Source organism: Streptococcus xiaochunlingii (assembly GCF_006385805.1).
In the GTDB taxonomy this organism is placed as follows: domain Bacteria; phylum Bacillota; class Bacilli; order Lactobacillales; family Streptococcaceae; genus Streptococcus; species Streptococcus xiaochunlingii.
Map to the genome: position 1 here is coordinate 107,167 of NZ_VFSG01000003.1, position 23,850 is coordinate 131,016.

Annotated in this window: 32 protein-coding genes; 31 read left to right on the plus strand and 1 reads right to left on the minus strand. The window is 43.4% G+C overall.

The annotated features are described in order from the left end of the window. Positions 1-119 precede the first annotated feature (119 nt). From nrdD to FJR71_RS09310, 12 genes are all read left to right on the plus strand, one after another. Positions 120-2,330 (plus strand): anaerobic ribonucleoside-triphosphate reductase, encoded by a 2,211-nt coding sequence (gene nrdD, locus FJR71_RS09255; RefSeq protein ID WP_140814778.1) that lies wholly within the window; start codon positions 120-122, stop codon positions 2,328-2,330. A gap of 12 nt (positions 2,331-2,342) precedes the next feature. Next, a complete protein-coding gene (locus FJR71_RS09260) occupies positions 2,343-2,483 on the plus strand; it encodes a hypothetical protein (RefSeq protein ID WP_006595204.1) in 141 nt (46 codons plus the stop codon). 43 nt (positions 2,484-2,526) lie between these two features. Continuing rightward, complete coding sequence (locus FJR71_RS09265; protein ID WP_048690585.1) at positions 2,527-3,027, plus strand: GNAT family N-acetyltransferase; 501 nt, start codon at positions 2,527-2,529, stop codon at positions 3,025-3,027. Positions 3,028-3,036: 9 nt separating this feature from the next. Further along, a complete protein-coding gene (locus FJR71_RS09270; protein WP_048690583.1) occupies positions 3,037-3,555 on the plus strand; it encodes a GNAT family N-acetyltransferase in 519 nt (172 codons plus the stop codon). After that, positions 3,552-4,142 carry an anaerobic ribonucleoside-triphosphate reductase activating protein gene (gene nrdG / locus FJR71_RS09275; protein ID WP_048690582.1) on the plus strand — a complete coding sequence of 197 codons (591 nt, stop codon included), beginning with the start codon at positions 3,552-3,554 and terminating at the stop codon, positions 4,140-4,142. Before FJR71_RS09270 ends, nrdG begins: the two co-directional genes overlap by 4 nt. A 194-nt stretch (positions 4,143-4,336) precedes the next feature. Then, positions 4,337-5,821, plus strand: a complete 1,485-nt coding sequence (thrC, locus tag FJR71_RS09280) for a threonine synthase (RefSeq protein ID WP_140814781.1) — start codon at positions 4,337-4,339, stop codon at positions 5,819-5,821. Between the two features lie 122 nt (positions 5,822-5,943). Then, positions 5,944-7,227: an MATE family efflux transporter gene (locus FJR71_RS09285; RefSeq protein WP_140814783.1), complete on the plus strand. Its 1,284-nt coding sequence runs from the start codon at positions 5,944-5,946 to the stop codon at positions 7,225-7,227. 5 nt (positions 7,228-7,232) lie between these two features. Further along, positions 7,233-7,856 (plus strand): HAD-IA family hydrolase, encoded by a 624-nt coding sequence (locus tag FJR71_RS09290; RefSeq protein WP_140814786.1) that lies wholly within the window; start codon positions 7,233-7,235, stop codon positions 7,854-7,856. Positions 7,857-8,204: 348 nt separating this feature from the next. Beyond that, a complete protein-coding gene (locus tag FJR71_RS09295; protein WP_140814788.1) occupies positions 8,205-8,630 on the plus strand; it encodes a MarR family winged helix-turn-helix transcriptional regulator in 426 nt (141 codons plus the stop codon). 12 nt (positions 8,631-8,642) lie between these two features. Beyond that, a complete protein-coding gene (locus FJR71_RS09300) occupies positions 8,643-9,005 on the plus strand; it encodes a DUF1304 domain-containing protein (protein ID WP_140814790.1) in 363 nt (120 codons plus the stop codon). Positions 9,006-9,389: 384 nt separating this feature from the next. Beyond that, the gene (polA, locus tag FJR71_RS09305; RefSeq protein ID WP_140814792.1) at positions 9,390-12,035 is read left to right on the plus strand and encodes a DNA polymerase I; all 2,646 of its coding nucleotides are present in this window, start codon (positions 9,390-9,392) and stop codon (positions 12,033-12,035) included. 134 nt (positions 12,036-12,169) lie between these two features. Beyond that, positions 12,170-12,610 (plus strand): CoA-binding protein, encoded by a 441-nt coding sequence (locus tag FJR71_RS09310; protein ID WP_140814795.1) that lies wholly within the window; start codon positions 12,170-12,172, stop codon positions 12,608-12,610. Between the two features lie 160 nt (positions 12,611-12,770). Here the strand turns inward: FJR71_RS09310 and FJR71_RS09315 are convergent, their stop codons facing one another. Further along, complete coding sequence (locus FJR71_RS09315) at positions 12,771-13,658, minus strand: DUF975 family protein (RefSeq protein WP_246040156.1); 888 nt, start codon at positions 13,656-13,658, stop codon at positions 12,771-12,773. Between the two features lie 151 nt (positions 13,659-13,809). Here FJR71_RS09315 and tgt point away from each other — a divergent pair, with 151 nt between their 5' ends. The 19 genes from tgt to rplR all read left to right on the plus strand — a co-directional run bounded on the left by tgt (position 13,810) and on the right by rplR (position 23,841). After that, entirely contained in the window at positions 13,810-14,952 is a 1,143-nt protein-coding gene (gene tgt / locus FJR71_RS09320; RefSeq protein WP_023024993.1) for a tRNA guanosine(34) transglycosylase Tgt, read from the plus strand. Positions 14,953-15,383: 431 nt separating this feature from the next. Then, positions 15,384-15,692 carry a 30S ribosomal protein S10 gene (rpsJ, locus tag FJR71_RS09325; RefSeq protein ID WP_003009585.1) on the plus strand — a complete coding sequence of 103 codons (309 nt, stop codon included), beginning with the start codon at positions 15,384-15,386 and terminating at the stop codon, positions 15,690-15,692. A gap of 83 nt (positions 15,693-15,775) precedes the next feature. After that, a complete protein-coding gene (rplC, locus tag FJR71_RS09330; RefSeq protein WP_003010846.1) occupies positions 15,776-16,402 on the plus strand; it encodes a 50S ribosomal protein L3 in 627 nt (208 codons plus the stop codon). Positions 16,403-16,426: 24 nt separating this feature from the next. After that, positions 16,427-17,050: a 50S ribosomal protein L4 gene (rplD, locus tag FJR71_RS09335; RefSeq protein ID WP_003009591.1), complete on the plus strand. Its 624-nt coding sequence runs from the start codon at positions 16,427-16,429 to the stop codon at positions 17,048-17,050. Further along, entirely contained in the window at positions 17,050-17,346 is a 297-nt protein-coding gene (locus FJR71_RS09340; protein WP_006595190.1) for a 50S ribosomal protein L23, read from the plus strand. The genes rplD and FJR71_RS09340 overlap by 1 nt, the downstream gene beginning before the upstream one ends. A 17-nt stretch (positions 17,347-17,363) precedes the next feature. Next, positions 17,364-18,197 (plus strand): 50S ribosomal protein L2, encoded by an 834-nt coding sequence (gene rplB / locus FJR71_RS09345; protein WP_061564620.1) that lies wholly within the window; start codon positions 17,364-17,366, stop codon positions 18,195-18,197. A 102-nt stretch (positions 18,198-18,299) separates the two neighbouring features. Then, positions 18,300-18,581, plus strand: coding sequence for a 30S ribosomal protein S19 (gene rpsS, locus FJR71_RS09350; RefSeq protein ID WP_000533766.1), 282 nt, complete (start codon positions 18,300-18,302; stop codon positions 18,579-18,581). A gap of 11 nt (positions 18,582-18,592) precedes the next feature. Next, the gene (rplV, locus tag FJR71_RS09355; RefSeq protein ID WP_006595188.1) at positions 18,593-18,937 is read left to right on the plus strand and encodes a 50S ribosomal protein L22; all 345 of its coding nucleotides are present in this window, start codon (positions 18,593-18,595) and stop codon (positions 18,935-18,937) included. Positions 18,938-18,949: 12 nt separating this feature from the next. Then, complete coding sequence (gene rpsC, locus FJR71_RS09360; protein WP_006595187.1) at positions 18,950-19,603, plus strand: 30S ribosomal protein S3; 654 nt, start codon at positions 18,950-18,952, stop codon at positions 19,601-19,603. A 3-nt stretch (positions 19,604-19,606) separates the two neighbouring features. Continuing rightward, positions 19,607-20,020, plus strand: coding sequence for a 50S ribosomal protein L16 (gene rplP / locus FJR71_RS09365; RefSeq protein WP_023024998.1), 414 nt, complete (start codon positions 19,607-19,609; stop codon positions 20,018-20,020). 9 nt (positions 20,021-20,029) lie between these two features. Beyond that, positions 20,030-20,236, plus strand: coding sequence for a 50S ribosomal protein L29 (gene rpmC / locus FJR71_RS09370; RefSeq protein WP_003002350.1), 207 nt, complete (start codon positions 20,030-20,032; stop codon positions 20,234-20,236). A gap of 23 nt (positions 20,237-20,259) precedes the next feature. Further along, positions 20,260-20,520, plus strand: a complete 261-nt coding sequence (rpsQ, locus tag FJR71_RS09375) for a 30S ribosomal protein S17 (RefSeq protein WP_000440801.1) — start codon at positions 20,260-20,262, stop codon at positions 20,518-20,520. 25 nt (positions 20,521-20,545) lie between these two features. Continuing rightward, entirely contained in the window at positions 20,546-20,914 is a 369-nt protein-coding gene (gene rplN, locus FJR71_RS09380; protein ID WP_002894494.1) for a 50S ribosomal protein L14, read from the plus strand. Between the two features lie 77 nt (positions 20,915-20,991). Then, positions 20,992-21,297 carry a 50S ribosomal protein L24 gene (gene rplX, locus FJR71_RS09385; protein ID WP_006595185.1) on the plus strand — a complete coding sequence of 102 codons (306 nt, stop codon included), beginning with the start codon at positions 20,992-20,994 and terminating at the stop codon, positions 21,295-21,297. 23 nt (positions 21,298-21,320) lie between these two features. Then, complete coding sequence (gene rplE / locus FJR71_RS09390; protein WP_140814800.1) at positions 21,321-21,863, plus strand: 50S ribosomal protein L5; 543 nt, start codon at positions 21,321-21,323, stop codon at positions 21,861-21,863. 17 nt (positions 21,864-21,880) lie between these two features. After that, on the plus strand, positions 21,881-22,066 hold the full coding sequence (locus tag FJR71_RS09395) for a type Z 30S ribosomal protein S14 (protein WP_001085699.1): 186 nt from the start codon (positions 21,881-21,883) through the stop codon (positions 22,064-22,066). A 212-nt stretch (positions 22,067-22,278) separates the two neighbouring features. Further along, positions 22,279-22,677 carry a 30S ribosomal protein S8 gene (gene rpsH / locus FJR71_RS09400; protein ID WP_006595183.1) on the plus strand — a complete coding sequence of 133 codons (399 nt, stop codon included), beginning with the start codon at positions 22,279-22,281 and terminating at the stop codon, positions 22,675-22,677. 187 nt (positions 22,678-22,864) lie between these two features. Further along, positions 22,865-23,401 carry a 50S ribosomal protein L6 gene (gene rplF / locus FJR71_RS09405; protein ID WP_004269753.1) on the plus strand — a complete coding sequence of 179 codons (537 nt, stop codon included), beginning with the start codon at positions 22,865-22,867 and terminating at the stop codon, positions 23,399-23,401. An 83-nt stretch (positions 23,402-23,484) separates the two neighbouring features. Next, complete coding sequence (rplR, locus tag FJR71_RS09410; protein WP_003010871.1) at positions 23,485-23,841, plus strand: 50S ribosomal protein L18; 357 nt, start codon at positions 23,485-23,487, stop codon at positions 23,839-23,841. The last annotated feature ends 9 nt before the right edge of the window (positions 23,842-23,850 follow it).

Consider the following 23,850-nt stretch of genomic DNA (forward strand, 5'->3'; position numbering starts at 1 on the left):
AATATCTTGTGGTTTGAAAATGAAATAACATTTTTTGACACAAGATATTGATTTTTTATTTTTGAGTGATATAATATGGAGTGAATTCTATTTGTATAAAAAAGAAAGTGGGCGAGCGTATGATAACGTTACGAGAAGAGCATATCCAAAGTCTCCCCCAACTCTTTGTAGAAAAGAGAGATGGGCGGAAGGTCAAGTTTGATGTCGATAAAATTTACCGTGCTTTGGTCAAAGCGACAGAAGAAGTGACCGGTCTCACTCCGGCCTTGGAAGCGAAATTAGAAACCGTAACAGACCGAATCGTGGCTGAAATTTTGGAACGCTTCCCTCGTGGCGTAAAAATTTACGAGATTCAAAATGTCGTTGAGCATGAGTTGTTGCAAGCCAATGAATATGCGATTGCCGAGAGCTATATTACCTATCGCACGCAGCGTGATTTTGAGCGCTCAAAGGCAACGGATATCAACTTTACCATCGGCAAGCTCCTCAACAAGGACCAAGCTGTCGTTAATGAAAATGCCAATAAGGACAGTGACGTTTTTAATACCCAGCGCGATTTGACAGCAGGAATTGTCGGCAAGTCTATTGGTCTTAAAATGTTGCCCAAACACGTAGCCAATGCCCACCAAAAAGGGGATATCCACTACCATGATTTGGACTATAGCCCTTACACTCCGATGACCAACTGTTGTTTGATCGATTTTGAAGGCATGCTGCGCAATGGTTTTAAGATTGGGAATGCAGAAGTAGAAAGTCCCAAGTCCATCCAAACTGCAACGGCTCAGATTTCGCAAATCATTGCCAATGTAGCCTCTAGCCAGTATGGGGGTTGCTCAGCAGACCGGATCGATGAAGTCTTGGCTCCTTATGCAGAAAAGAATTATCAGAAGCACTTGAAAGATGCAGAGGAGTGGGTTCTCCCTGAAAAACGCGAGGACTATGCTTGGCAAAAAACGAAAAAGGACATCTATGATGCCATGCAGTCCTTGGAGTACGAGATCAATACCCTCTTTACCTCAAATGGGCAAACGCCCTTTACTTCGCTTGGCTTTGGTCTTGGAACCAATCGCTTCGAACGGGAAATTCAAAAGGCCATTCTGGAAATTCGAATCAAGGGACTTGGTTCAGAACACAGGACCGCTATTTTCCCTAAGTTGATTTTCAGTTTAAAAAGAGGGCTCAACTTAGAACCAGGTAGTCCCAACTACGACATCAAGCAGTTGGCCTTGGAATGTGCGACGAAGCGCATGTATCCAGACGTTTTGTCTTATGACAAGATTGTTGAGTTGACGGGCTCCTTCAAGGTGCCCATGGGTTGCCGCTCTTTCCTTCAAGGTTGGAAGGATGAAAATGGCGTTGAAGTCAATTCTGGTCGGATGAACCTGGGGGTTGTGACAGTCAATCTCCCTCGGATTGCTTTGGAATCTGAAGGAAATAAAGAGAAATTCTGGGAAATCTTCAATGAGCGGATGAACATCGCTGAAGATGCTTTGGTCTATCGGGTGGAGCGGACCAAGGAAGCAACTCCGGCCAATGCACCGATTCTCTACCAATATGGCGCTTTTGGGAAGCGTTTGGGTAAATATGACCAGGTAGACCAGCTCTTCCGTCATCGCAGAGCAACCATTTCACTCGGCTATATTGGATTGTATGAAGTAGCGACTGTCTTTTATGGTCCAAATTGGGAAGAAAATCCAGAAGCCAAGCAATTTACAATCGCCATCATCAAGGATATGAAGAAGCGGGTCGAAGAATGGTCCGACCAGTATGACTACCACTTCTCCATCTATTCGACGCCGTCAGAAAGCTTGACTGATCGCTTCTGTCGCCTGGATACGGAGAAATTTGGTCAGGTTCCGGATATCACAGATAAGGAATATTACACCAATAGTTTCCACTACGATGTTCGCAAGAACCCAACCCCATTTGAGAAGCTGGATTTTGAAAAAGTCTATCCAGAAGCAGGGGCCTCCGGTGGTTTCATCCACTATTGCGAGTATCCTGTGCTCCAACAAAATCCAAAAGCCCTAGAGGCGGTTTGGGATTATGCCTATGACCGCGTCGGCTATCTCGGAACCAATACACCGATTGACCGTTGCTACAAGTGTGATTTTGAAGGGGATTTCACACCAACCGAACGAGGGTTTACTTGTCCAAACTGTGGCAATAGTGATCCTAAGACAGTTGATGTGGTCAAACGGACCTGTGGCTATCTAGGAAATCCTCAAGCCCGTCCTATGGTTAATGGTCGTCATAAGGAAATCGCTGCGCGGGTCAAACACATGAATGGGTCCACGATTAAATCAGCTGGACACCAAGTGACAGATTAGAAAAGGAAGATTATGGGAAAATACCAACTAGACGATAAGGGCAAGGCCCAGGTTCAACGATTCCACGAAAAACATTCGACAGGTGGAATCAATAAAAAAGACCGAGTAGCCAGCCTGAGAGAGCAATTTTTAAAAAAAGCTAAGAAAAAATAAAAGTGAGAGTTCGCTCTCGCTTTTCTCGTATGGGGAGGTAAAGATGGAATTACGCAGACCGACTCTAGCAGATAAAGAAACTGTATTAGACATGATGGCAGAGTTTGAAGCGAATCAATCAGCTCACGATGGCGGATTTTGGGATGCTGAGAACTTTGACTACGAAGAGTGGTTGGAGACAAATATGCAAAAAGAAATGGGAATAAATTTGCCTGAAAATCGTGTTCCATCAATTCAGTACGTATTGTTTGATAAATCAGGCCATGCTTTAGGTTTTTTGAATCTACGGCTGAGACTAAATGAGGGGTTGCTGAATTATGCTGGTCATATCGGCTATAGTATCCGTCCCTCTGCGCGTGGGCAAGGATTGGCAAAAGAGCAGCTGCGGCAAGGCTTGCAAGTAGCCAAAAGTAAAAATATCAAACGTGCTTTAGTGACTTGTGATAGTGACAATGCTGCCAGTCGAGCAGTGATTCTGACTAATGGCGGAGCTTTAGAGGATGTTCGAGGCGGGAAAGAGCGCTATTGGATTGATTTAGATTGAGGAAAGTTTATGAAGTTACAACGACCAACTTTAGAAGATAAAGACGCGATTTTAGAGATGATTACTGAGTTCGATGCTGCAAAATCCTATATGCACGGTGGCATGGGCTCCACTTGGAAGCGAGCAAAGGATTTTGCGGATTGGTTGCGAATTGTAGAGCAGCAGGAGGATACTGAGAATCTGCCAGAATGCTGGGTTCCTACCATTCAATTTTTATCCTTTGATGAGACTGGCTACCCTCTGGGCTTTTTAGCCCTGCGCTTGTCCTTGAATGACAAATTATTTGTAGAGGGTGGTCACATTGGCTATTCCATCCGGCCCAGTCAACGCAGAAAGGGCTTGGCTAAGTTGCAGCTAGAGCTAGGACTAGCAGAGGCTCGAAAACAAGGACTAGAACGAGTGCTGATTACCTGTGATGAAGACAACGAAGCTAGCCGTCGCACGATTCTATCTGCTGGCGGTGTTTACGAAAATACAATCGACAGAAGTCAGCGCTACTGGATAGAGTTAGATGGGGAGGTGTCATGAACAATCCCAAACCTCAAGAATGGAAAAGTGAAGAACTGAGTCAAGGGCGCATCATCGACTATAAGGCTTTTAACTTTGTGGATGGCGAAGGAGTACGCAACTCCCTCTATGTAGCAGGTTGCATGTTTCACTGTGAGGGCTGTTACAATGTAGCCACCTGGTCTTTCAACGCAGGCATTCCCTACACCAAAGAGTTGGAAGAGCAGATCATGGCCGATCTGGCCCAACCCTATGTTCAGGGCTTGACCTTGCTTGGGGGGGAACCCTTTCTCAACACTGGCATCCTGCTGCCCTTGGTCAAGCGGGTGAAAAGAGAATTGCCCGACAAAGATATCTGGTCTTGGACCGGCTACACCTGGGAAGAAATGATGCTGGAGACGCCGGACAAATTGGAGCTACTTTCGCTGATTGATATTCTGGTGGATGGTCGCTATGATAAGAGCAAGCGCAACCTGATGTTGCAGTTTCGTGGCTCTTCCAACCAGCGGATCATTGATGTTCAAAAATCCCTTAAAGAAGGAAAAGTCGTCATCTGGGACAAGCTCAATGATGGCAAGGACTCCTATGAACAAGTGAAAAGAGAGTAGCCAGAGTCGGAGGGCAGATAAATTGATGAAGAGAGGTTTTCGTTGATTTTCAGTTTGCAAGCAGTGGGCTCTTTTTTCAGACAATTTCATTCTCACTGACAAAATTCACAAGAATTCATGGTATAATGGAATAGATTGTACGAAAGTTAGAGGAGTCTAATTCGTATCTTAAGGAACAGAATGAGGAAATGTACATGACATTAGTTTATCAATCAACGCGTGATGCGAAAAATACCGTAACAGCCAGCCAGGCGATTTTGCAAGGTTTAGCAACAGATGGAGGCTTATTTACTCCAGTGAGTTATCCAAAGGTGGACTTGGATTTTGACACATTAAAAGATGCTTCTTATCAAGAGGTAGCTAAACTTGTCTTGTCAGCCTTCTTGGATGACTTTACAGCTGAAGAGTTGGACTACTGTATCACCAATGCCTATGACAGCAAGTTTGATACACCAGCTATTGCCCCTCTTGTCAAACTTGATGGTCAATACAACTTGGAATTGTTCCACGGTTCAACCATCGCATTTAAAGACATGGCCTTGTCGATCTTGCCTTACTTCATGACGACAGCTGCTAAGAAACACGGCTTGGAAAACAAAATTGTTATCTTGACAGCGACATCTGGAGACACTGGGAAAGCTGCTATGGCAGGGTTCGCGGATGTTCCAGGTACTGAAATTATCGTATTTTATCCAAAAGACGGTGTCAGCAAGGTGCAAGAGTTGCAAATGACCACTCAAACGGGCGAAAATACCCATGTCATCGCCATTGATGGAAACTTTGACGATGCTCAGACAAATGTGAAGCATATGTTCAATGATGTGGCCCTCCGTGAAAAATTGGCAGCCAACAAGCTCCAGTTCTCATCAGCTAACTCTATGAATATTGGTCGTTTGGTCCCACAGATTGTTTATTATGTTTATGCCTACGCTCAACTTATTAAAACTGGCGAGATTAATACTGGTGACAAGGTTAACTTCACTGTACCGACAGGAAACTTCGGAAATATCTTGGCAGCATTTTATGCTAAGCAAATCGGCCTACCAGTCGGTAAGTTGATTTGTGCTTCAAATGACAACAATGTCTTGACAGACTTCTTTAAGACTCGTGTCTATGACAAGAAGCGTGAGTTTAAGGTAACCACTAGCCCATCTATGGATATCTTAGTGTCTTCAAACTTGGAGCGTCTCATTTTCCATCTTTTGGGAAATGATGCTGAAAAGACAGCTGAACTCATGAATGCCTTGAATACGCAAGGTCAGTATGAATTGACAGACTTTGATACAGAGATTTTGGACCTCTTTGCGGCAGAGTATGCAACAGAAGCAGAAACCGCAGCAGAAATTAAGCGTGTTTATGAGTCAGATTCTTATATTGAGGACCCTCATACAGCGGTTGCTTCAGCAGTTTATAAAAAATACCAAGCAGCGACAGGTGATGCGACCAAGACGGTGATTGCTTCAACAGCTAGTCCATACAAGTTCCCAGTCGTTGCAGTAGAAGCTGTAACTGGACAATCAGGTTTAAGCGACTTTGAAGCCTTGGCTCAATTACACGAAATTTCAGGTGTAGCCTTGCCACCAGCAGTGGATGGTCTCGAAACTGCTCCAGTTCGTCATAAGACAACTGTTGCAGCAACAGAAATGCAGGCTGCAGTTGAAGCCTATTTGGGATTGTAAGTGGGAGTCCCAAAATTAGAAAGCAGGAGTCTCTAGGACTTGGCTGGATAAATCCCACAATAGTTCTACAAGCAGAACTCAGTTAGGCAACTAGCTGAGTTTCTTTTCATCAGGAGGAAAGTGTGTCACGTCAACAACAAGTAGATCGACAAATTTTAAGAATTGCCCTTCCAGCCATCGGAGAAAACTTTCTCCAAATGCTCATGGGGATGGTAGATAGCTACTTGGTCGCTCAGTTGGGTTTAGTAGCCGTATCGGGTGTATCCGTTGCAGGTAATATCATTACGATTTACCAAGCTATTTTTATCGCTCTCGGAGCAGCGGTTGTGAGTCTCTTGTCTAAAAGTATGGGACAAAAAGATCAGAAAGCCATAGCTCGTCAGGCTACTGAGTCTATTAAAGTCACGTTTTTATTAAGTTGTATTTTGGGGGCCTTATCCCTCTGCTTTGGCAAGGAATTGATTGCCCTCTTGGGAGTTGAAGCGGCCGTTGCAGAAGCCGGAGGGATTTACTTATCCCTTGTCGGAGGAAGTATTTTGCTTTTAGGTCTGATGACGACCTTGGGAGCCTTAGTCCGTGTGGCTCATAACCCGCGACTACCCATGTATGTCAGTTTGTTGACCAATGTTTTGAATGCTCTGTTATCCAGCATCCTGATCTTTGTTTTTGGACTGGGCATCGCCGGGGCTGCCTTAGGAACGGTTCTCTCCCGCTTGTTAGGAACTTACTTGCTCTGGCGTCAGGTTCAACTTCCCTTCGCTCCTTTTCGTTGGGGCTTGGATCGAGACTTGCTGTCCTTAGCTTTGCCTGCTGCTGGTGAACGCCTCATGATGCGAGCAGGGGATATTGTTATCATTGCCATGGTGGCCGTTTTTGGTACTAGAGCGGTAGCTGGGAATGCTATTGGGGAAGTCTTGACCCAGTTCAACTATATGCCGGCCTTTGGAATTGCGACAGCGACGGTCATGTTAGTCGCCAAAAGTTTGGGACAGAATGATTTACAAGGGATAAAGCAAATCACCAGTCGGAGTTTTTGGATTTCCTTTCTCTCCATGCTCCCCCTCGCCCTTACCATCTTCTTGTTTGGAAGTCCTTTAACAGCCCTTTACACTAAGGATCCAGGAGCCCTTGCTGCCTCCTTATCCGTCATTTTGTTCTCCTTACTTGGAACGCCTCTGACAGCTGGGACAGTCATCTATACCGCGGTCTGGCAAGGGTTAGGCAACGCGCGTCTTCCCTTCTATGCGACCACTATCGGCATGTGGGTGATTCGGATTGGCTCAGGTTATCTGATGGGGGTTAGCCTCGGTTGGGGCTTGCCAGGGATTTGGGCTGGTACCCTTTTGGACAATGGATTTCGCTGGATTTTCTTAAAAACACTCTATCATCGGACATGGAAGGAATAAAATGTATGACACGAGCTTTTATTTGGGATTTGGATGGAACTCTTTTGGATTCTTATGAAGCTATTTTAGATGGGATTGCTGAGACTTATGCCCATTACTCTTTGGACTTTGATCGAGAAGCGGTCCATGCCTTTATCCTTCAACAATCCGTCCAGGCACTTCTTGAAGAAGTGGCTAGAGAACATGGTTTGGATGCGGAAGAGATGAATCGTCATCGTGCTTCTAGCTTGCGTGAGAAAAACGCCCAAGTTCATCTGATGCCAGGAGCTAGAGACATTCTAGCTTGGGCTAAAGAGGAAGGGATTGTCCAATTCGTCTATACCCACAAGGGGAAGAATGCCTACCCAATTTTGGAAGATCTAGGGATCTTATCCTATTTTCAAGAGATTGTCACAACGGACAATGGCTTTCGGAGAAAACCAGACCCAGAAGGAGTCGATTATCTAGTGGATAAGTATCAACTGGATCGGAGTGAGACCTATTATATTGGAGATCGAACTTTGGATGTTGATCTGGCAGACAATGCAGGAATCGTGAGTATTAATTTTTTGGATTACAAGCCGGATGTCAATCATGCGATTCGTCATTTGGATGACATTCGCCTCTATTTTGAAGAAGAAAAAAGTTGACTTATTTAACAAAGCTAGGCTTCTTTGTTGCTGGAAAGGCGCTATGAAAAGAATCCGTAAACAATTTGTTTTGGAAATGAAATAATTCCTTAAGAAATCTTTAAGATAAATCCGATATAATAAAACCATAAACAAAGACCTCCTAACTTTGTTTATGAAATCCTAAAACTTTTCTTTTTCATAATAATCTCCCTAAAAGGCCACCAAATCCGGTGGTCTTTTACTTTGCTTTTCTTAGGAGGAAATTATTTCGTTTGAGGTAAGCAAATTTATTGCTTCGATTTTTTTAAAACGATATACTTGATAAATCAATTATTGATAAGTCAATAAAAAGATCGGAGAGAAGGAATGTCAGAAATGCATGACTTGCTTTATCAGTTGAAGCTAGCTGATCAGTCTTCAACCCAATTATTTGAAAAACAATTGGGCATTAGTCTAACTCGTTATCAGATGCTTCAGTTGTTAGTAGCAGAAGCGCCGTGTAGCCAAGCGGCCCTTCAGGAGAAACTAGCAATTGACCCTGCAGCCTTAACCCGCCACTTCAAAGTCTTAGAAGCTAGTGGCTATGTTACTCGTACTCGCAATCCAGAAAATCAACGGGAGATTGTGGTGGAACTTACGGAGCTTGCCAGAGATCGGTTGTTGGTCCATCCTCCAGCACATCATCTACAGGTAAAAGGCCAGATAGATCAGATTCTTTCTGAAAAAGAGCGGAATCAGTTGAGTCACCTACTCGAAAAGTTGGTGTCTGGCCTCGAGCAAATTACATTTTAAAAGGAGAATAATATGTCTGTCTTAACCATTGTTTTAGCAAGCCTTGCTGCTTTTGAGCATTTCTATATTTTTTATCTTGAGAGTTTAGCAACCCACTCGGCATCGACTAGTCGTGTCTTTAATATGGATCAGGAAGAATTGCATCGTCCATCTGTGACGGCTCTCTTCAAAAACCAAGGCGTTTATAATGCTCTGATTGGTGTCTTCCTCCTCTACGGCCTCTTTGTAGCTAGAAACAGTGAAATTGTCACGATTTTTCTGCTCTTTATTATTGGTGCAGCAGCTTATGGGGCTGTAACTTCTAATAAAAAAATCATTTTGACCCAAGGTGGTCCAGCGATAGCCGCCTTAGTCAGCCTTCTTCTGCTTGGATAAGGATCAGCTCTTCCAGATTGGGAAGAGTTTTTCATTCCTATCCTTAGGGCTGCGATGACAAGGGATCCATCTTCAGTTACCGGTCTGTAGCAAAAAACAACTGCGTGCTTTGCGCCTCAGCTTTTAGTTTTCTTGGAGCTTTCTATAAGGAATGGTTTAGGTTTGAGCTCTATACTAAACTCATCCAATAAGAAATGAGGTACAGAACATGAAAATCTCAGTGAATTATCCAAAACGCTTTAAGAAATTGCCACAACAAGGTTCTTGTTACGGCGAATAAACACTTCTCTTCATTTTTCATAAGAAACTCCTAAAGAAGGCTCTACCCGAAAGGGTAGAGTTTTTATGTACCAGAGACCTTGTGATTCGTGGTATAATAAGCCTATGGAAAAAAAGAACAAATTACTACTCATCGACGGGTCTTCCGTCGCTTTTCGTGCCTTTTTTGCACTCTATAATCAAATCGATCGCTTCAAAAATGCCAATGGGTTGCATACTAATGCGGTCTATGGCTTTAACCTCATGTTGAGTCATCTCTTGGAGCGCATCCAACCGACCCATGTCCTCGTTGCTTTTGATGCAGGCAAGACGACTTTTCGGACGGAGATGTATGCCGACTATAAAGGGGGGCGTGCAAAAACTCCAGATGAGTTCCGTGAGCAGTTCCCTTTTATTCGTGAGCAACTGGATCATTTGGGAATCCGTCATTATGAGCTGGCCCAGTATGAAGCGGATGATATTATTGGAACGCTAGATAAGATGGCAGAAACTACCTCGGTGCCATTTGATGTGACCATTGTCTCTGGGGACAAGGATTTGATCCAGCTGACAGATGACAATACGGTGGTTGAAATCTCTAAAAAAGGGGTAGCGGAGTTTGAGGAATTCACTCCAGCCTATCTGAAAGAAAAGATGGGACTGACACCAGAGCAATTTATCGACCTCAAGGCTTTGATGGGAGATAAGTCGGATAATATCCCGGGTGTCACCAAAATCGGAGAAAAGACCGGGATTAAACTACTCCTAGAATATGGTTCTCTCGATGGCATTTACGAGCATATCGATGAGATGAAGGCTTCTAAGATGAAGGAAAACCTCATCAACGACAAGGAGCAGGCCTATCTGTCCAAGATACTTGCGACCATTGATACCAATGCGCCCATTGAGATTGGCCTGGATGATATCACCTATACGGGCCCCCATCTAGAAAATCTCGCCAAGTTTTATGAAGAGATGGGCTTTAAGCAACTTCGCCAAGCATTGGATTTAAGTGGAGAAGAAGCAGCTCCTGTAGAAATTGACTATACAGAAGTCGAGCAAGTCACTTCAGATATGCTTACGGAAGATAGTTTCTTCCATTTTGAGATTTTTGGGGACAATTACCATACAGAACCCATCATCGGTTTTGCATGGGGGACCAAAGGTCAGTTCTACGCAAGTACTGATACTGGTCTTTTACAAACACCGATTTTCAAAGAATTTCTCGAAAAAACGCCCCTCAAGATCTATGACTTCAAGCGGGCCAAGGTCTTGCTCAACCACTTGGGAATTACCCTTCAAAATCCCGCGTTTGACAGTCGATTGGCCAAGTATCTCTTGTCGACCGTAGAGGACAATGAAATTTCAACCATTGCGAGTCTCTATAGTCAGATTGCGCTGCCGCTAGACGAAGTCGTTTATGGCAAGGGAGCCAAGAAAGCTATCCCAGAAAAGGCGGTCCTATTAGAGCATTTGGCACGGAAAGTCGCTGTTCTACTGGATACCGAAGAGCCTATGATGGAGCAGTTGCAAGCCCATGACCAATTAGATTTGCTCTATGATATGGAGCAACCACTAGCAGCTGTTTTGGCCAAGATGGAAATCGCAGGGATTAAGGTAGAGAGCCAGACCCTAGAAGACATGCAGGTGGAAAACGAAGGGGTCTTGGAACGCTTGACTCAAGAAATCTACGAGTTAGCAGGAGAAGAATTTAACATCAATTCCCCAAAACAATTGGGCGTCATCCTTTTTGAAAAATTGGAACTTCCTCTTGAATATACTAAGAAGACCAAAACCGGCTATTCAACAGCTGTTGATGTCTTGGAACGCCTGGCTCCAATTGCACCGATTGTGTCTAAGATTCTTGAATACCGCCAAATTGCTAAGATCCAGTCGACCTATGTCATCGGTCTTCAAGACTGGATTTTGGAAGATGGGAAAATCCATACCCGCTATGTGCAGGATTTGACGCAGACAGGCCGCTTGTCCAGCGTGGATCCCAACCTGCAAAACATTCCTGTCCGTTTGGAGCAAGGTCGCCTTATTCGTAAGGCCTTTGTTCCAGAAGAGGAAAATAGTGTCTTGCTCAGTTCGGACTATTCACAGATCGAACTGCGCGTTTTAGCCCATATTTCAGGAGATGAACATTTGATTGATGCCTTTAAACATGGGGCAGATATCCATACATCGACTGCTATGCGGGTCTTCAATATTGAAAAACCAGAAGATGTGACGCCGAATGACCGTCGTAATGCCAAGGCAGTAAACTTCGGTGTGGTTTATGGGATTTCCGACTTTGGACTGTCTAACAACCTAGGGATCAGCCGAAAAGAAGCCAAGGCCTATATTGAGACCTACTTCGAACGCTACCCTGGCATCAAGGACTATATGGAGAGAGTGGTGCGGGAAGCGCGTGACAAAGGCTATGTGGAGACTCTCTTCAAGCGTCGTCGGGAGATTCCAGATATCAATTCTCGCAACTTCAATGTTCGAGGCTTTGCGGAACGGACAGCTATCAACTCACCAATCCAAGGATCGGCAGCCGATATCTTGAAAATTGCTATGATTCACTTGGACCAAGCGCTAGGAGCAGGAGCATACAAGACCAAGATGCTTCTTCAGGTCCACGACGAAATTGTTCTGCAAGTACCAAGTGATGAACTGGCAGCGGTCAAAGAACTCGTCAAAGAGACCATGGAATCCGCTATTGAGCTTGCGGTGCCACTGGAAGCCGATGAGAATGAAGGCAAAACATGGTATGAAGCCAAATAAGATTGAGTTTGTTCAAAACAGAAAGCGGTAGGAGACTTTTTAGTTTCCTACCGCTTTTAACGACAAACACTTGCAATGCCTTCCGTATTGTTATACTATTTAAAGAAAGGAAACGCATACAAAAGGAGATTCATATGGCCTATTCATTTCGCAATCCTAGTGATGGCATTATCAAACATTACCTAGAAACCAGTAAAATCATTGCTGTAGTTGGATTATCTGACCGTGAAGAGACAACCAGCCATCGTGTCAGCAAGGAGATGCAAGAGCGGGGCTATCGGATTATTCCTGTTAATCCTCGTGCAGCCGGTGGGCAAATCCTTGGAGAAAGGGTGTACGCTAGCTTGCAGGAAATTCCTTTCCCAGTAGATATCGTCGATGTATACCGTCGCAGTGAGTTTTTGCCAGATGTAGCGCGTGACTTTATCGAGTCGGATGCGAAGATTTTCTGGGCGCAACTAGAGCTGGAAAATCAAGAAGCAGAAGAAATCCTTCGTGGAGCTGGACGAGAAGATATCGTCATGAACCGCTGTATCAAACGCGAGTACACTCGTTTGGTCTTAGGAGAAGGATAGCCTTTGGTTTATCTCAGAACCTCTCGTCTTTCATTCAGTGATTAAAACTGATACGAGAGATGAAATAAATGCAGACGGATTTCCCTAACAGAGAAAAAAGAACCCACCTAGTACTTTGGAGAATGGCTCCAATCGAAGGTGGGTTTTCTTGTTTTCTTTGTTAATCAAGAGGATTAGACTTTGGTAGGTCCGGCGCCTTTTGCTGGAAGCGACTGTCCGCCTGCATCCGTTTTTGAAGGAGGATATGGTAGAAGATGATTTGGCAACTAGTTGCATAAGGTTTGACATAAAAATTCGCCATTCCTAAAGTGAAAAAAGATAGAATTTGCCAACCGAGCAGACTCAAATCAAGAACAAGGCGGTGGCTCTTAAAGCCTTTCATCTCTTCCTTGCTTTGGCGGAGGACAGACATAGGCCCATCATAGGTTCCTGTCATCAGTCGACTATATAGGATCAATTCGACCAAACTATACTGGTAATAAAAAGGGAGGAAGAGCAGGAGCCCAACCAGAGCCATTAAGAGGCCGGTCGTCATCGTTGGAGCTAACTTAAGAATTGCTTGAACTTCTGGAGTATCCGCTCTAAGGGTAGACGTAGTGGAGAAGGATTCATTGATAGCGAGAACGTGATAGCTGACCACTGTTAAGAGGAGTTGACTAACATAGAGGAGGCTCCCCCACAAAGACAGGATTACTTGCTTAATGAATAACGTTAAAAACGCAGGTGTAAAATACTGGCTCTGAAAGATGGTGAAGATACCAAAGCTCTTTTCTCCCTTGCTAGAGGCAGAAATCAAAAAGCGAAAAGTTGCCCCTAAATAGAGAAAAGAAAGGATAAATCCAATAATCGCAGGGAAAATCTGTCGGCTTAGAAGAAAGAGCATCCCTTCTCTAAGTTCCATGTGAGCAAGTGTTTCAGTGATGTCTGTCCCTGTCAGCATGTAACTTGCAAGGATTGTCAGGAAAGTTGGTAAGGCAAAGTAGGAGAAGACTTTGGGATGTTGCAATTGCAGCTGACGAGCTTGAGCACGAACCAATTTGATATTCATTATGTCCTCTTTCATGGTAGTAGTAACCTTTATTATAACACAAGTCCGTGACAGAGCTGGTAAAATTTGGTACAATCGTACAGGTGCTCACAGGAGATCCTGTGACAGGAATAAGAAGGCTGGGACTGTTTTTCCCAGTACGGAGGTAACCATGACAGATTCACCGATTCAATATCGATTAATCAAAAAAGAAAAGCATACAGGAGCTCGTCTGGGAGAAATTATCACCCCCCACGGGACCTTCCCAACCCCAATGTTTATGCCTGTAGGGACTCAGGCAACCGTTAAGACTCAATCGCCAGAAGAACTCAAGGAAATGGGGTCCGGAATTATTTTGGCCAACACCTACCATCTCTGGCTTCGTCCGGGGGACGACTTGGTCGCAAAAGCAGGAGGACTGCACCAGTTCATGAACTGGGACCAGCCCATTTTAACAGATAGTGGAGGCTTCCAGGTCTATTCACTAGCGGATACCCGCAATATCACCGAAGAAGGGGTAACCTTTAAAAATCACCTCAATGGTTCGAAGATGTTCCTCTCCCCAGAAAAGGCCATCTCGATCCAAAACAATCTAGGGAGCGATATCATGATGTCCTTTGACGAATGTCCTCAGTTCTATCAACCCTATGATTATGTGAAGAAATCAATCGAACGGACCAGTCGTTGGGCAGAACGTGGCCTTAAGGCTCATCGTCGCCCTCATGATCAAGGTCTTTTCGGGATTGTCCAAGGGGCTGGATTTGAAGACTTGCGCCGTCAGTCTGCGCGTGATCTCGTTAGCATGGACTTCCCAGGCTATTCTATCGGTGGATTAGCTGTTGGAGAAAGCCATGAAGAGATGAATGCCGTGCTGGATTTCACAACCCCTCTCTTACCAGAGAACAAGCCTCGCTATCTCATGGGAGTAGGAGCTCCAGACAGTCTGATCGATGGCGTAATTCGTGGAGTGGACATGTTTGACTGTGTCTTACCGACGCGGATTGCGCGAAATGGCACCTGTATGACTAGTCAAGGACGTCTGGTGGTGAAAAATGCGCAATTTGCAGAAGACTTTACACCGCTAGACCATGAGTGTGATTGCTACACTTGTAAGAATTACACCCGTGCTTATCTTCGCCACCTCCTCAAGGCAGATGAGACCTTCGGCATTCGCTTGACCAGCTACCACAACCTGTACTTCTTGATCAACCTCATGAAGCAGGTCCGTCAAGCCATCATGGATGACAATCTCTTAGAATTCCGTGAGCATTTCGTCGAAAAATATGGCTATAACAAATCAGGACGGAATTTCTAGGAAAAGCTAAATAGGAAGAAAAAAGACTACAGCCATCTGAGAATAATAGGAATAACTGATAGACGCAGTGGTTGATTGGTATCTTTGTTCGCTTGTTAAGCTCCAAAGATAACCTAATCAACTGTGCGGGGGCGAGACAGAACAAATTTGGAAATAAATTTGTTCTGTCTCGCTCCCTTTTTTCTATATAATAGCAACTTTTTTAGTAATCTATACTTTTCGAAAACACTTTCATCAAAAAAACGAAAAAAATCTATTCAAATCCCTTGCATTGGGGCTTCCATTGTGTTAAACTACTATGGTGCTGTGAAAAACAGCTATTAGCTTTGATGCAAGAGGTTGCGACACGCTCGGTTGCATTGCCACGCAACGCGCGTCGGTTTTCTTGTGGAGCTAGCCTATTATCTTAAATAGACGAAAAGGAGAAAAAGATGGCAAACAAAAAAATCCGCATCCGTTTGAAAGCGTATGAACACCGTACACTTGACACAGCGGCTGCAAAAATCGTAGAATCAGCTACTCGTACAGGTGCACAAGTTGCGGGTCCGATCCCACTTCCAACTGAGCGTAGCCTCTACACAATCATTCGTGCGACTCACAAATATAAAGATTCTCGCGAACAATTCGAAATGCGTACACACAAACGTTTGATCGATATCATCAACCCAACTCAAAAAACAGTTGACGCTTTGATGAAATTGGATCTTCCAAGTGGTGTAAACGTAGAAATCAAACTTTAATCTAAAGCTTGATACCTTGAGCATAAAAAACGCTCGTTAAAAACTTTTTGAATAAAAAACTATAGAAAAGGAACTATTTTCTCATGACAAAAGGAATCTTAGGGAAAAAAGTGGGAATGACTCAAATCTTCACTGAAGCTGGCGAATTGATCCCTGTAACAGTTATCGAAGCAACTCCAAACGTTGTTCTTCAAGTTAAAACTGTTGAAACAGATGGTTACAACGCTATCCAAGTTGGTTTCGATGACAAACGCGAAGTATTGAGCAACAAACCTGCTAAAGGACATGTAGCAAAAGCTAACACGGCTCCTAAGCGCTTCATTCGTGAATTCAAAAACGTTGAAGGCTTGGAAGTTGGTGCTGAAATCACAGTTGATACTTTCGAAGCTGGAGACATTGTTGATGTAACTGGTACTTCTAAAGGTAAAGGTTTCCAAGGCGTTATCAAACGCCACGGACAATCACGTGGACCTATGGCTCACGGTTCTCGTTACCACCGTCGTCCAGGTTCTATGGGACCTGTTGCACCTAACCGCGTATTCAAAGGTAAAAACCTTGCAGGACGCATGGGTGGCGATCGTGTAACTATTCAAAACCTTGAAGTTGTACAAGTTGTTCCAGAAAAGAACGTTATCCTTATCAAAGGTAACGTACCAGGTGCTAAGAAATCTCTTATCACTATCAAGTCAGCAGTTAAAGCTGGTAAATAATAAGGAAAGGGGAATACAGTCAAAATGGCAAATGTAACATTATTCGACCAAACTGGTAAACAAGCGGGCGAAGTTGTTCTTAACGATGCGATCTTTGGTATCGAACCAAACCAAGCAGTTGTATTTGATGTGATCATCAGCCAACGTGCTAGCCTTCGTCAAGGAACTCACGCAGTTAAAAACCGCTCAGCCGTTTCAGGTGGCGGACGCAAACCATGGCGTCAAAAAGGAACTGGACGTGCTCGTCAAGGTTCTATCCGCTCTCCACAATGGCGTGGTGGTGGAATCGTCTTCGGACCAACTCCACGTAGCTATGCGTACAAACTTCCTCAAAAAGTTCGTCGCCTTGCGCTTAAATCTGTTTACTCAGAAAAAGTTGCTGAAAACAAATTTGTAGCCGTTGATTCTCTTGAATTTACAGCTCCAAAAACTGCTGAATTTGCAAAAGTTCTTGCAGCTTTGAGCATCGATTCTAAAGTCCTTGTTATTCTTGAAGAAGGAAACGAATTCGCAGCTCTTTCAGCTCGTAACCTTCCAAACGTGAAAGTTGCGACTGCTACAACTGCAAGTGTTCTTGACATCGCAAATAGTGACAAACTTCTTGTTACTCAAGCAGCTATCTCTAAAATCGAGGAGGTTCTTGCATAATGAATTTGTATGATGTTATCAAAAAACCTGTTATCACTGAAAAGTCAATGGCTCAACTTGAAGCAGGCAAATATGTATTCGAAGTTGACACTCGCGCTCACAAACTTTTGATCAAACAAGCTGTTGAAGCTGCCTTTGAAGGTGTAAAAGTTGCGAATGTGAACACTGTAAACGTAAAACCTAAAGCAAAACGCGTTGGACGTTACACTGGTTTTACTTCAAAAACTAAAAAAGCTATCATCACGCTTACAGCTGATTCAAAAGCAATCGAGTTGTTCGCTACTGAAGCTGAATAATCTAAGGAGGAAATATCGTGGGAATTCGTGTTTATAAACCAACAACAAACGGTCGCCGTAATATGACTTCTTTGGATTTCGCTGAAATCACAACAAGCACACCAGAGAAATCTTTGCTCGTTTCATTGAAGAGCAAAGCAGGTCGTAACAACAACGGACGTATCACAGTTCGTCACCAAGGTGGTGGACACAAACGTCATTACCGTTTGATCGACTTCAAACGTAACAAAGATAACGTTGAAGCAGTTGTAAAAACAATTGAGTACGATCCAAACCGTTCTGCAAACATCGCTTTGGTACACTACACTGACGGTGTGAAAGCATACATCATCGCTCCAAAAGGTCTTGAAGTTGGTCAACGTATCGTTTCAGGTCCAGAAGCAGATATCAAAGTCGGAAACGCTCTTCCACTTGCTAACATCCCAGTTGGTACTTTGATCCACAACATCGAGTTGAAACCAGGTCGTGGTGGAGAATTGGTACGTGCTGCTGGAGCTTCTGCTCAAGTATTGGGTCAAGAAGGTAAATACGTACTTGTACGTCTTCAATCAGGCGAAGTTCGTATGATCCTTGGTACTTGCCGTGCTACAGTTGGTGTTGTCGGAAATGAACAACATGGACTTGTAAACCTTGGTAAAGCTGGTCGTAGCCGTTGGAAAGGTATCCGTCCAACAGTTCGTGGTTCTGTAATGAACCCGAATGATCACCCACATGGTGGTGGTGAAGGTAAAGCACCAGTTGGTCGTAAAGCACCATCTACTCCATGGGGCAAACCTGCTCTTGGTCTTAAAACTCGTAACAAGAAAGCGAAATCTGACAAACTTATCGTTCGTCGTCGCAACGAGAAATAATTTAGAACTAGTCGCTTAAGCGCTAGATGATCCGCCAGCTCGGTAGCGCTCCTTGTGAGCGCAAGCCGCTGTGGTACTATATTTAAAGGAGAAAAAAATAAAATGGGACGCAGTCTTAAAAAAGGACCTTTCGTCGATGAGCATTTGATGAAAAAAGTTGAAGCTCAAGCTAACGACGAAAAGAAAAAAGTTATCAAAACTTGGTCACGTCGTTCAACGATCTTCCCAAGTTTCATTGGTTACACTATCGCAGTTTATGATGGACGTAAACACGTACCTGTTTACATCCAAGAAGACATGGTAGGTCACAAGCTTGGTGAATTTGCACCAACTCGTACTTACAAAGGTCACGCTGCAGATGACAAGAAGACACGTAGAAAATAAGGAGAACATAAATGGCAGAAATTACTTCAGCTAAAGCAATGGCTCGTACAGTGCGTGTTTCACCTCGTAAATCACGTCTTGTTCTTGACAACATCCGTGGTAAAAGCGTAGCCGATGCAGTAGCAATCTTGAAATTCACTCCAAACAAAGCAGCTGAAATCATCTTGAAAGTGTTGAATTCAGCAGTAGCAAACGCTGAAAACAACTTTGGTTTGGAAAAAGCAAACTTGGTAGTATCTGAAGCATTCGCAAACGAAGGACCAACGATGAAACGTTTCCGTCCACGTGCGAAAGGTTCAGCTTCACCAATCAACAAACGCACAAGCCACATCACAGTGGTTGTGACAGAAAAATAAGGAGGTAACATCGTGGGTCAAAAAGTACATCCAATTGGAATGCGTGTCGGCATCATCCGTGATTGGGATGCCAAATGGTATGCTGAAAAAGAATACGCGGATTACCTTCATGAAGATCTTGCAATCCGCAAATTTATTCAAAAAGAATTAGCTGACGCAGCGGTTTCTACTATTGAAATCGAACGCGCAGTAAACAAAGTTAACGTTTCTCTTCACACTGCTAAACCAGGTATGGTTATCGGTAAAGGTGGAGCAAACGTCGATGCACTTCGTGCAGCTCTTAACAAATTGACAGGTAAACAAGTTCACATCAACATCATCGAGATCAAACGTCCTGACTTGGATGCTCACCTTGTTGGTGAAGGAATTGCTCGTCAATTGGAGCAACGTGTGGCTTTCCGTCGTGCTCAAAAACAAGCGATCCAACGTACTATGCGCGCTGGAGCTAAAGGAATCAAAACTCAAGTATCAGGTCGTTTGAACGGTGCAGATATTGCTCGTGCTGAAGGATACTCTGAAGGTACAGTTCCACTCCACACACTTCGCGCAGACATCGATTACGCTTGGGAAGAAGCAGATACAACTTACGGTAAACTTGGTGTTAAAGTATGGATCTACCGTGGTGAAGTTCTTCCAGCTCGTAAAGACGCTAAAGGAGGTAAATAACCAATGTTAGTACCTAAACGTGTAAAACACCGTCGCGAATTCCGTGGTAAAATGCGCGGTGAAGCAAAAGGTGGAAAAGAAGTATCATTCGGTGAATACGGTCTTCAGGCTACAACTAGCCACTGGATCACTAACCGCCAAATCGAAGCTGCTCGTATTGCCATGACTCGTTACATGAAACGTGGTGGTAAGGTTTGGATCAAAATCTTCCCACACAAATCATACACCGCTAAAGCTATCGGGGTACGTATGGGATCTGGTAAAGGGGCACCTGAAGGTTGGGTAGCACCAGTTAAACGTGGTAAAGTAATGTTTGAAGTTGCTGGTGTATCTGAAGAGATCGCTCGTGAAGCGCTTCGTCTTGCAAGCCACAAATTACCAGTTAAATGTAAATTCGTAAAACGTGAAGCAAAATAAGGAGAGGTCATGAAACTTACAGAAGTAAAAGAATTTGTTAAAGAACTTCGTGGTCTTTCTCAAGAAGAACTCGCGAAGCGTGAAAATGAATTGAAAAAAGAATTGTTTGAACTTCGTTTCCAAGCGGCTGCAGGTCAATTGGAGCAAACTGGACGTTTGAAAGAAGTGAAAAAACAAATCGCTCGTATCAAAACTGTTCAATCAGAAGCTAAATAATAGACTAGGGAAGGAGAATTTCAATGGAACGCAATAATCGTAAAGTTCTTGTTGGACGCGTTGTGTCTGACAAAATGGACAAAACAATCACAGTTGTAGTTGAAACTAAACGTAACCACCCAGTCTATGGTAAACGTATCAACTATTCTAAAAAATACAAAGCTCATGATGAAAACAACGTTGCCAAAGAAGGCGATATCGTTCGTATCATGGAAACTCGTCCGCTTTCAGCTACAAAACGCTTCCGTCTTGTAGAAGTTGTTGAAGAAGCGGTCATCATCTAATCTAACCTGAAAGGAGAAAACTGAAATGATTCAAACAGAAACTCGTTTGAAAGTCGCAGACAACAGTGGTGCTCGCGAAATCTTGACTATCAAAGTTCTTGGTGGTTCAGGACGTAAATTTGCAAACATCGGTGATGTTATTGTGGCATCTGTAAAACAAGCTACTCCTGGTGGTGCGGTTAAAAAAGGTGACGTTGTAAAAGCTGTTATCGTTCGTACTAAATCAGGTGCTCGTCGTAAAGATGGTTCATACATCAAATTCGACGAAAATGCTGCAGTGATCATCCGTGAAGACAAAACTCCTCGCGGAACTCGTATCTTTGGCCCAGTCGCTCGCGAATTGCGTGACGGTGGTTTCATGAAGATCGTATCACTTGCTCCAGAAGTACTTTAATTTTAAAAATCACAAACACAGTCCCCTGGCCCATTGGCCAGGGTGCCCATCGGGCGTAAGAATAAAAGGAGAATAAAATGTTTGTAAAAACTGGCGACAAAGTTCGTGTAATTGCTGGTAAAGACAAAGGTGTTGAAGCTAAAGTCGTTGCTGCTCTTCCAAAAGTAAATAAAGTTGTTGTTGAAGGTGTAAACCTTGTTAAAAAACACCAACGTCCAAATAACGAAAACCCTCAAGGTGCTATCATCGAAAAAGAAGCTCCAATCCATGTATCAAACGTTCAAGTCTTAGACAAGAACGGTGTTGCTGGACGTGTTGGCTACAAATTCGTAGACGGCAAAAAAGTTCGTTATAACAAAAAATCAGGCGAAGTGCTTGACTAATCACGAAGGAAAGGAGAAGTATAATGGCTAATCGTTTAAAAGAAAAATACCTTAATGAAGTAGTTTCAGCTTTGACTGAACAATTTAACTACTCATCAGTTATGGCAGTGCCAAAAGTTGATAAGATCGTTTTGAACATGGGTGTTGGAGATGCTGTTTCTAACGCTAAAAACCTTGAGAAAGCTGCTGAAGAATTGGCATTGATCTCAGGTCAAAAACCACTTATCACAAAAGCTAAAAAATCAATCGCCGGCTTCCGTCTTCGTGAAGGTGTAGCGATCGGTGCGAAAGTAACTCTTCGTGGCGAACGTATGTACGAATTCTTGGACAAATTGGTTTCAGTTTCACTTCCACGTGTTCGTGACTTCCATGGTGTTCCAACAAAATCATTTGACGGACGCGGAAACTACACACTTGGTGTGAAAGAACAATTGATCTTCCCAGAAATCAACTTTGATGATGTTGATAAAACTCGTGGTTTGGATATCGTAATCGTAACTACTGCGAACACAGACGAAGAATCACGTGCATTGCTTACTGGCCTTGGTATGCCGTTTGCAAAATAATATAGGAGGTAAAACTAATGGCTAAAAAATCTATGATTGCTAAGAACAAACGCCCAGCGAAGTTCTCTACTCAAGCATACACTCGCTGTGAACGTTGTGGACGTCCACACTCAGTTTACCGCAAGTTTAAACTTTGCCGTGTTTGCTTCCGTGAATTGGCATACAAAGGACAAATCCCTGGTGTCACTAAAGCATCTTGGTAATAGCATGATACAAAGAGCGTGACAACCTCAGCAAAAATAGAAGATTTGATGCAGGAGCGATGCTCCAAGACAAATCTATCTTTTTTGCCCAGGTTGTAGCTCGTGTTCAAATGAGAAATCCTCATTTGTATGTATCAAAACTTTCTGAGCCTAGCTCAATCATTAACTAGCAAGTGAAACATTCAAACTACTAGTAAGAGGAGAAATATAAAATGGTTATGACTGACCCAATCGCAGACTTCCTAACTCGTATTCGTAACGCTAACCAAGCAAAACACGAAGTACTTGAAGTACCTGCATCAAACATCAAAAAAGGGATTGCTGAAATCCTTAAACGCGAAGGTTTTGTAAAAAACGTTGAAGTAATCGAAGATGACAAACAAGGTATCATCCGCGTGTTCTTGAAATACGGAGCAAACGGTGAAAAAGTTATCACAAACTTGAAACGTGTTTCTAAACCAGGTTTGCGTGTTTACAAAAAACGTGAAGATCTTCCAAAAGTTCTTAATGGACTTGGAATTGCTATCCTTTCAACTTCTGAAGGTTTGCTTACTGATAAAGAAGCACGCCAAAAGAACGTTGGTGGGGAAGTTATCGCTTACGTTTGGTAATATTTAGCTCCCGATTTCGTTGTGGCTCTTTGTTATCGTCTCTTGCCTAACCCAAAGTTATGTCTGCGAGACGATGCCTCGATTCACTTAGAATTGAGACCTAAACATTAACTTTTAAATCAAAATGATTTAAACCCCGTGAAAACTGGCCTTCAAAGGCCTGACAATTTAACAGGAGGATAAAAACATGTCACGTATTGGTAATAAAGTTATCGTGTTGCCTGCTGGTGTTGAACTCACTAACAATGACAACGTTGTAACTGTAAAAGGACCTAAAGGAGAACTTACTCGTGAGTTCTCAAAAGATATTGAAATCCGTGTGGAAGGTACTGAAGTAACCCTTCACCGTCCAAACGATTCAAAAGAAATGAAAACTATCCACGGAACTACTCGTGCCCTTTTGAACAACATGGTAATTGGTGTCTCAGAAGGATTCAAGAAAGAACTTGAAATGCGCGGGGTTGGTTACCGTGCACAACTTCAAGGATCAAAACTTGTTTTGGCTGTTGGTAAATCACATCCAGACGAAGTTGAAGCTCCAGAAGGAATTACTTTTGAACTTCCAAACCCAACAACAATCGTTGTTAGCGGAATTTCAAAAGAAGTAGTTGGTCAAACAGCTGCTTACGTACGTAGCCTTCGTTCACCAGAACCTTACAAAGGTAAAGGGATCCGTTATGTTGGTGAATTCGTTCGCCGTAAAGAAGGTAAAACAGGTAAATAATGTAGTTTGGTTGTTTTTCAACCAATCTTCATCTTACCAACTCAGTGCTTAGCACATGATTTTAAAATTAAGAGGTGAAAATTGTGATTTCGAAACCAGATAAAAATAAAATCCGTCAAAAACGCCACCGTCGCGTTCGCGGAAAACTCTCTGGAACTGCTGATCGCCCACGTTTGAACGTATTCCGTTCTAATACAGGCATCTACGCTCAAGTAATTGATGACGTAGCGGGTGTAACGCTCGCAAGCGCTTCAACTCTTGACAAAGAAGTTTCAAAAGGAACTAAAACTGAACAAGCCGTTGTTGTCGGCAAACTTGTTGCTGAACGTGCAGTTGCTAAAGGTATTTCTGAAGTGGTGTTCGACCGCGGTGGATATCTATATCACGGACGTGTTAAAGCTTTGGCTGATGCAGCTCGTGAAAACGGATTGAAATTCTAATAGGAGGAC

What these genes read in the sequence shown, in the direction of transcription:
- rplX (WP_006595185.1), top strand. Translation starts at nt 20,992, where the DNA reads ATGTTTGTAAAAACTGGCGACAAAGTTCGTGTAATTGCTGGTAAAGAC.
- FJR71_RS09295 (WP_140814788.1), top strand. Translation starts at nt 8,205, where the DNA reads ATGTCAGAAATGCATGACTTGCTTTATCAGTTGAAGCTAGCTGATCAG.
- FJR71_RS09395 (WP_001085699.1), top strand. Translation starts at nt 21,881, where the DNA reads ATGGCTAAAAAATCTATGATTGCTAAGAACAAACGCCCAGCGAAGTTC.
- rplD (WP_003009591.1), top strand. Translation starts at nt 16,427, where the DNA reads ATGGCAAATGTAACATTATTCGACCAAACTGGTAAACAAGCGGGCGAA.
- FJR71_RS09340 (WP_006595190.1), top strand. Translation starts at nt 17,050, where the DNA reads ATGAATTTGTATGATGTTATCAAAAAACCTGTTATCACTGAAAAGTCA.
- FJR71_RS09310 (WP_140814795.1), top strand. Translation starts at nt 12,170, where the DNA reads ATGGCCTATTCATTTCGCAATCCTAGTGATGGCATTATCAAACATTAC.
- rplC (WP_003010846.1), top strand. Translation starts at nt 15,776, where the DNA reads ATGACAAAAGGAATCTTAGGGAAAAAAGTGGGAATGACTCAAATCTTC.
- nrdD (WP_140814778.1), top strand. Translation starts at nt 120, where the DNA reads ATGATAACGTTACGAGAAGAGCATATCCAAAGTCTCCCCCAACTCTTT.
- polA (WP_140814792.1), top strand. Translation starts at nt 9,390, where the DNA reads ATGGAAAAAAAGAACAAATTACTACTCATCGACGGGTCTTCCGTCGCT.
- FJR71_RS09300 (WP_140814790.1), top strand. Translation starts at nt 8,643, where the DNA reads ATGTCTGTCTTAACCATTGTTTTAGCAAGCCTTGCTGCTTTTGAGCAT.
- rplV (WP_006595188.1), top strand. Translation starts at nt 18,593, where the DNA reads ATGGCAGAAATTACTTCAGCTAAAGCAATGGCTCGTACAGTGCGTGTT.
- FJR71_RS09270 (WP_048690583.1), top strand. Translation starts at nt 3,037, where the DNA reads ATGAAGTTACAACGACCAACTTTAGAAGATAAAGACGCGATTTTAGAG.
- FJR71_RS09315 (WP_246040156.1), bottom strand. Translation starts at nt 13,658, where the DNA reads ATGAATATCAAATTGGTTCGTGCTCAAGCTCGTCAGCTGCAATTGCAA.
- thrC (WP_140814781.1), top strand. Translation starts at nt 4,337, where the DNA reads ATGACATTAGTTTATCAATCAACGCGTGATGCGAAAAATACCGTAACA.
- rpsJ (WP_003009585.1), top strand. Translation starts at nt 15,384, where the DNA reads ATGGCAAACAAAAAAATCCGCATCCGTTTGAAAGCGTATGAACACCGT.
- rpsS (WP_000533766.1), top strand. Translation starts at nt 18,300, where the DNA reads ATGGGACGCAGTCTTAAAAAAGGACCTTTCGTCGATGAGCATTTGATG.
- rplF (WP_004269753.1), top strand. Translation starts at nt 22,865, where the DNA reads ATGTCACGTATTGGTAATAAAGTTATCGTGTTGCCTGCTGGTGTTGAA.
- FJR71_RS09260 (WP_006595204.1), top strand. Translation starts at nt 2,343, where the DNA reads ATGGGAAAATACCAACTAGACGATAAGGGCAAGGCCCAGGTTCAACGA.
- rpsH (WP_006595183.1), top strand. Translation starts at nt 22,279, where the DNA reads ATGGTTATGACTGACCCAATCGCAGACTTCCTAACTCGTATTCGTAAC.
- rplP (WP_023024998.1), top strand. Translation starts at nt 19,607, where the DNA reads ATGTTAGTACCTAAACGTGTAAAACACCGTCGCGAATTCCGTGGTAAA.
- nrdG (WP_048690582.1), top strand. Translation starts at nt 3,552, where the DNA reads ATGAACAATCCCAAACCTCAAGAATGGAAAAGTGAAGAACTGAGTCAA.
- FJR71_RS09290 (WP_140814786.1), top strand. Translation starts at nt 7,233, where the DNA reads ATGACACGAGCTTTTATTTGGGATTTGGATGGAACTCTTTTGGATTCT.
- rplE (WP_140814800.1), top strand. Translation starts at nt 21,321, where the DNA reads ATGGCTAATCGTTTAAAAGAAAAATACCTTAATGAAGTAGTTTCAGCT.
- rpsQ (WP_000440801.1), top strand. Translation starts at nt 20,260, where the DNA reads ATGGAACGCAATAATCGTAAAGTTCTTGTTGGACGCGTTGTGTCTGAC.
- rpmC (WP_003002350.1), top strand. Translation starts at nt 20,030, where the DNA reads ATGAAACTTACAGAAGTAAAAGAATTTGTTAAAGAACTTCGTGGTCTT.
- tgt (WP_023024993.1), top strand. Translation starts at nt 13,810, where the DNA reads ATGACAGATTCACCGATTCAATATCGATTAATCAAAAAAGAAAAGCAT.
- FJR71_RS09265 (WP_048690585.1), top strand. Translation starts at nt 2,527, where the DNA reads ATGGAATTACGCAGACCGACTCTAGCAGATAAAGAAACTGTATTAGAC.
- rplN (WP_002894494.1), top strand. Translation starts at nt 20,546, where the DNA reads ATGATTCAAACAGAAACTCGTTTGAAAGTCGCAGACAACAGTGGTGCT.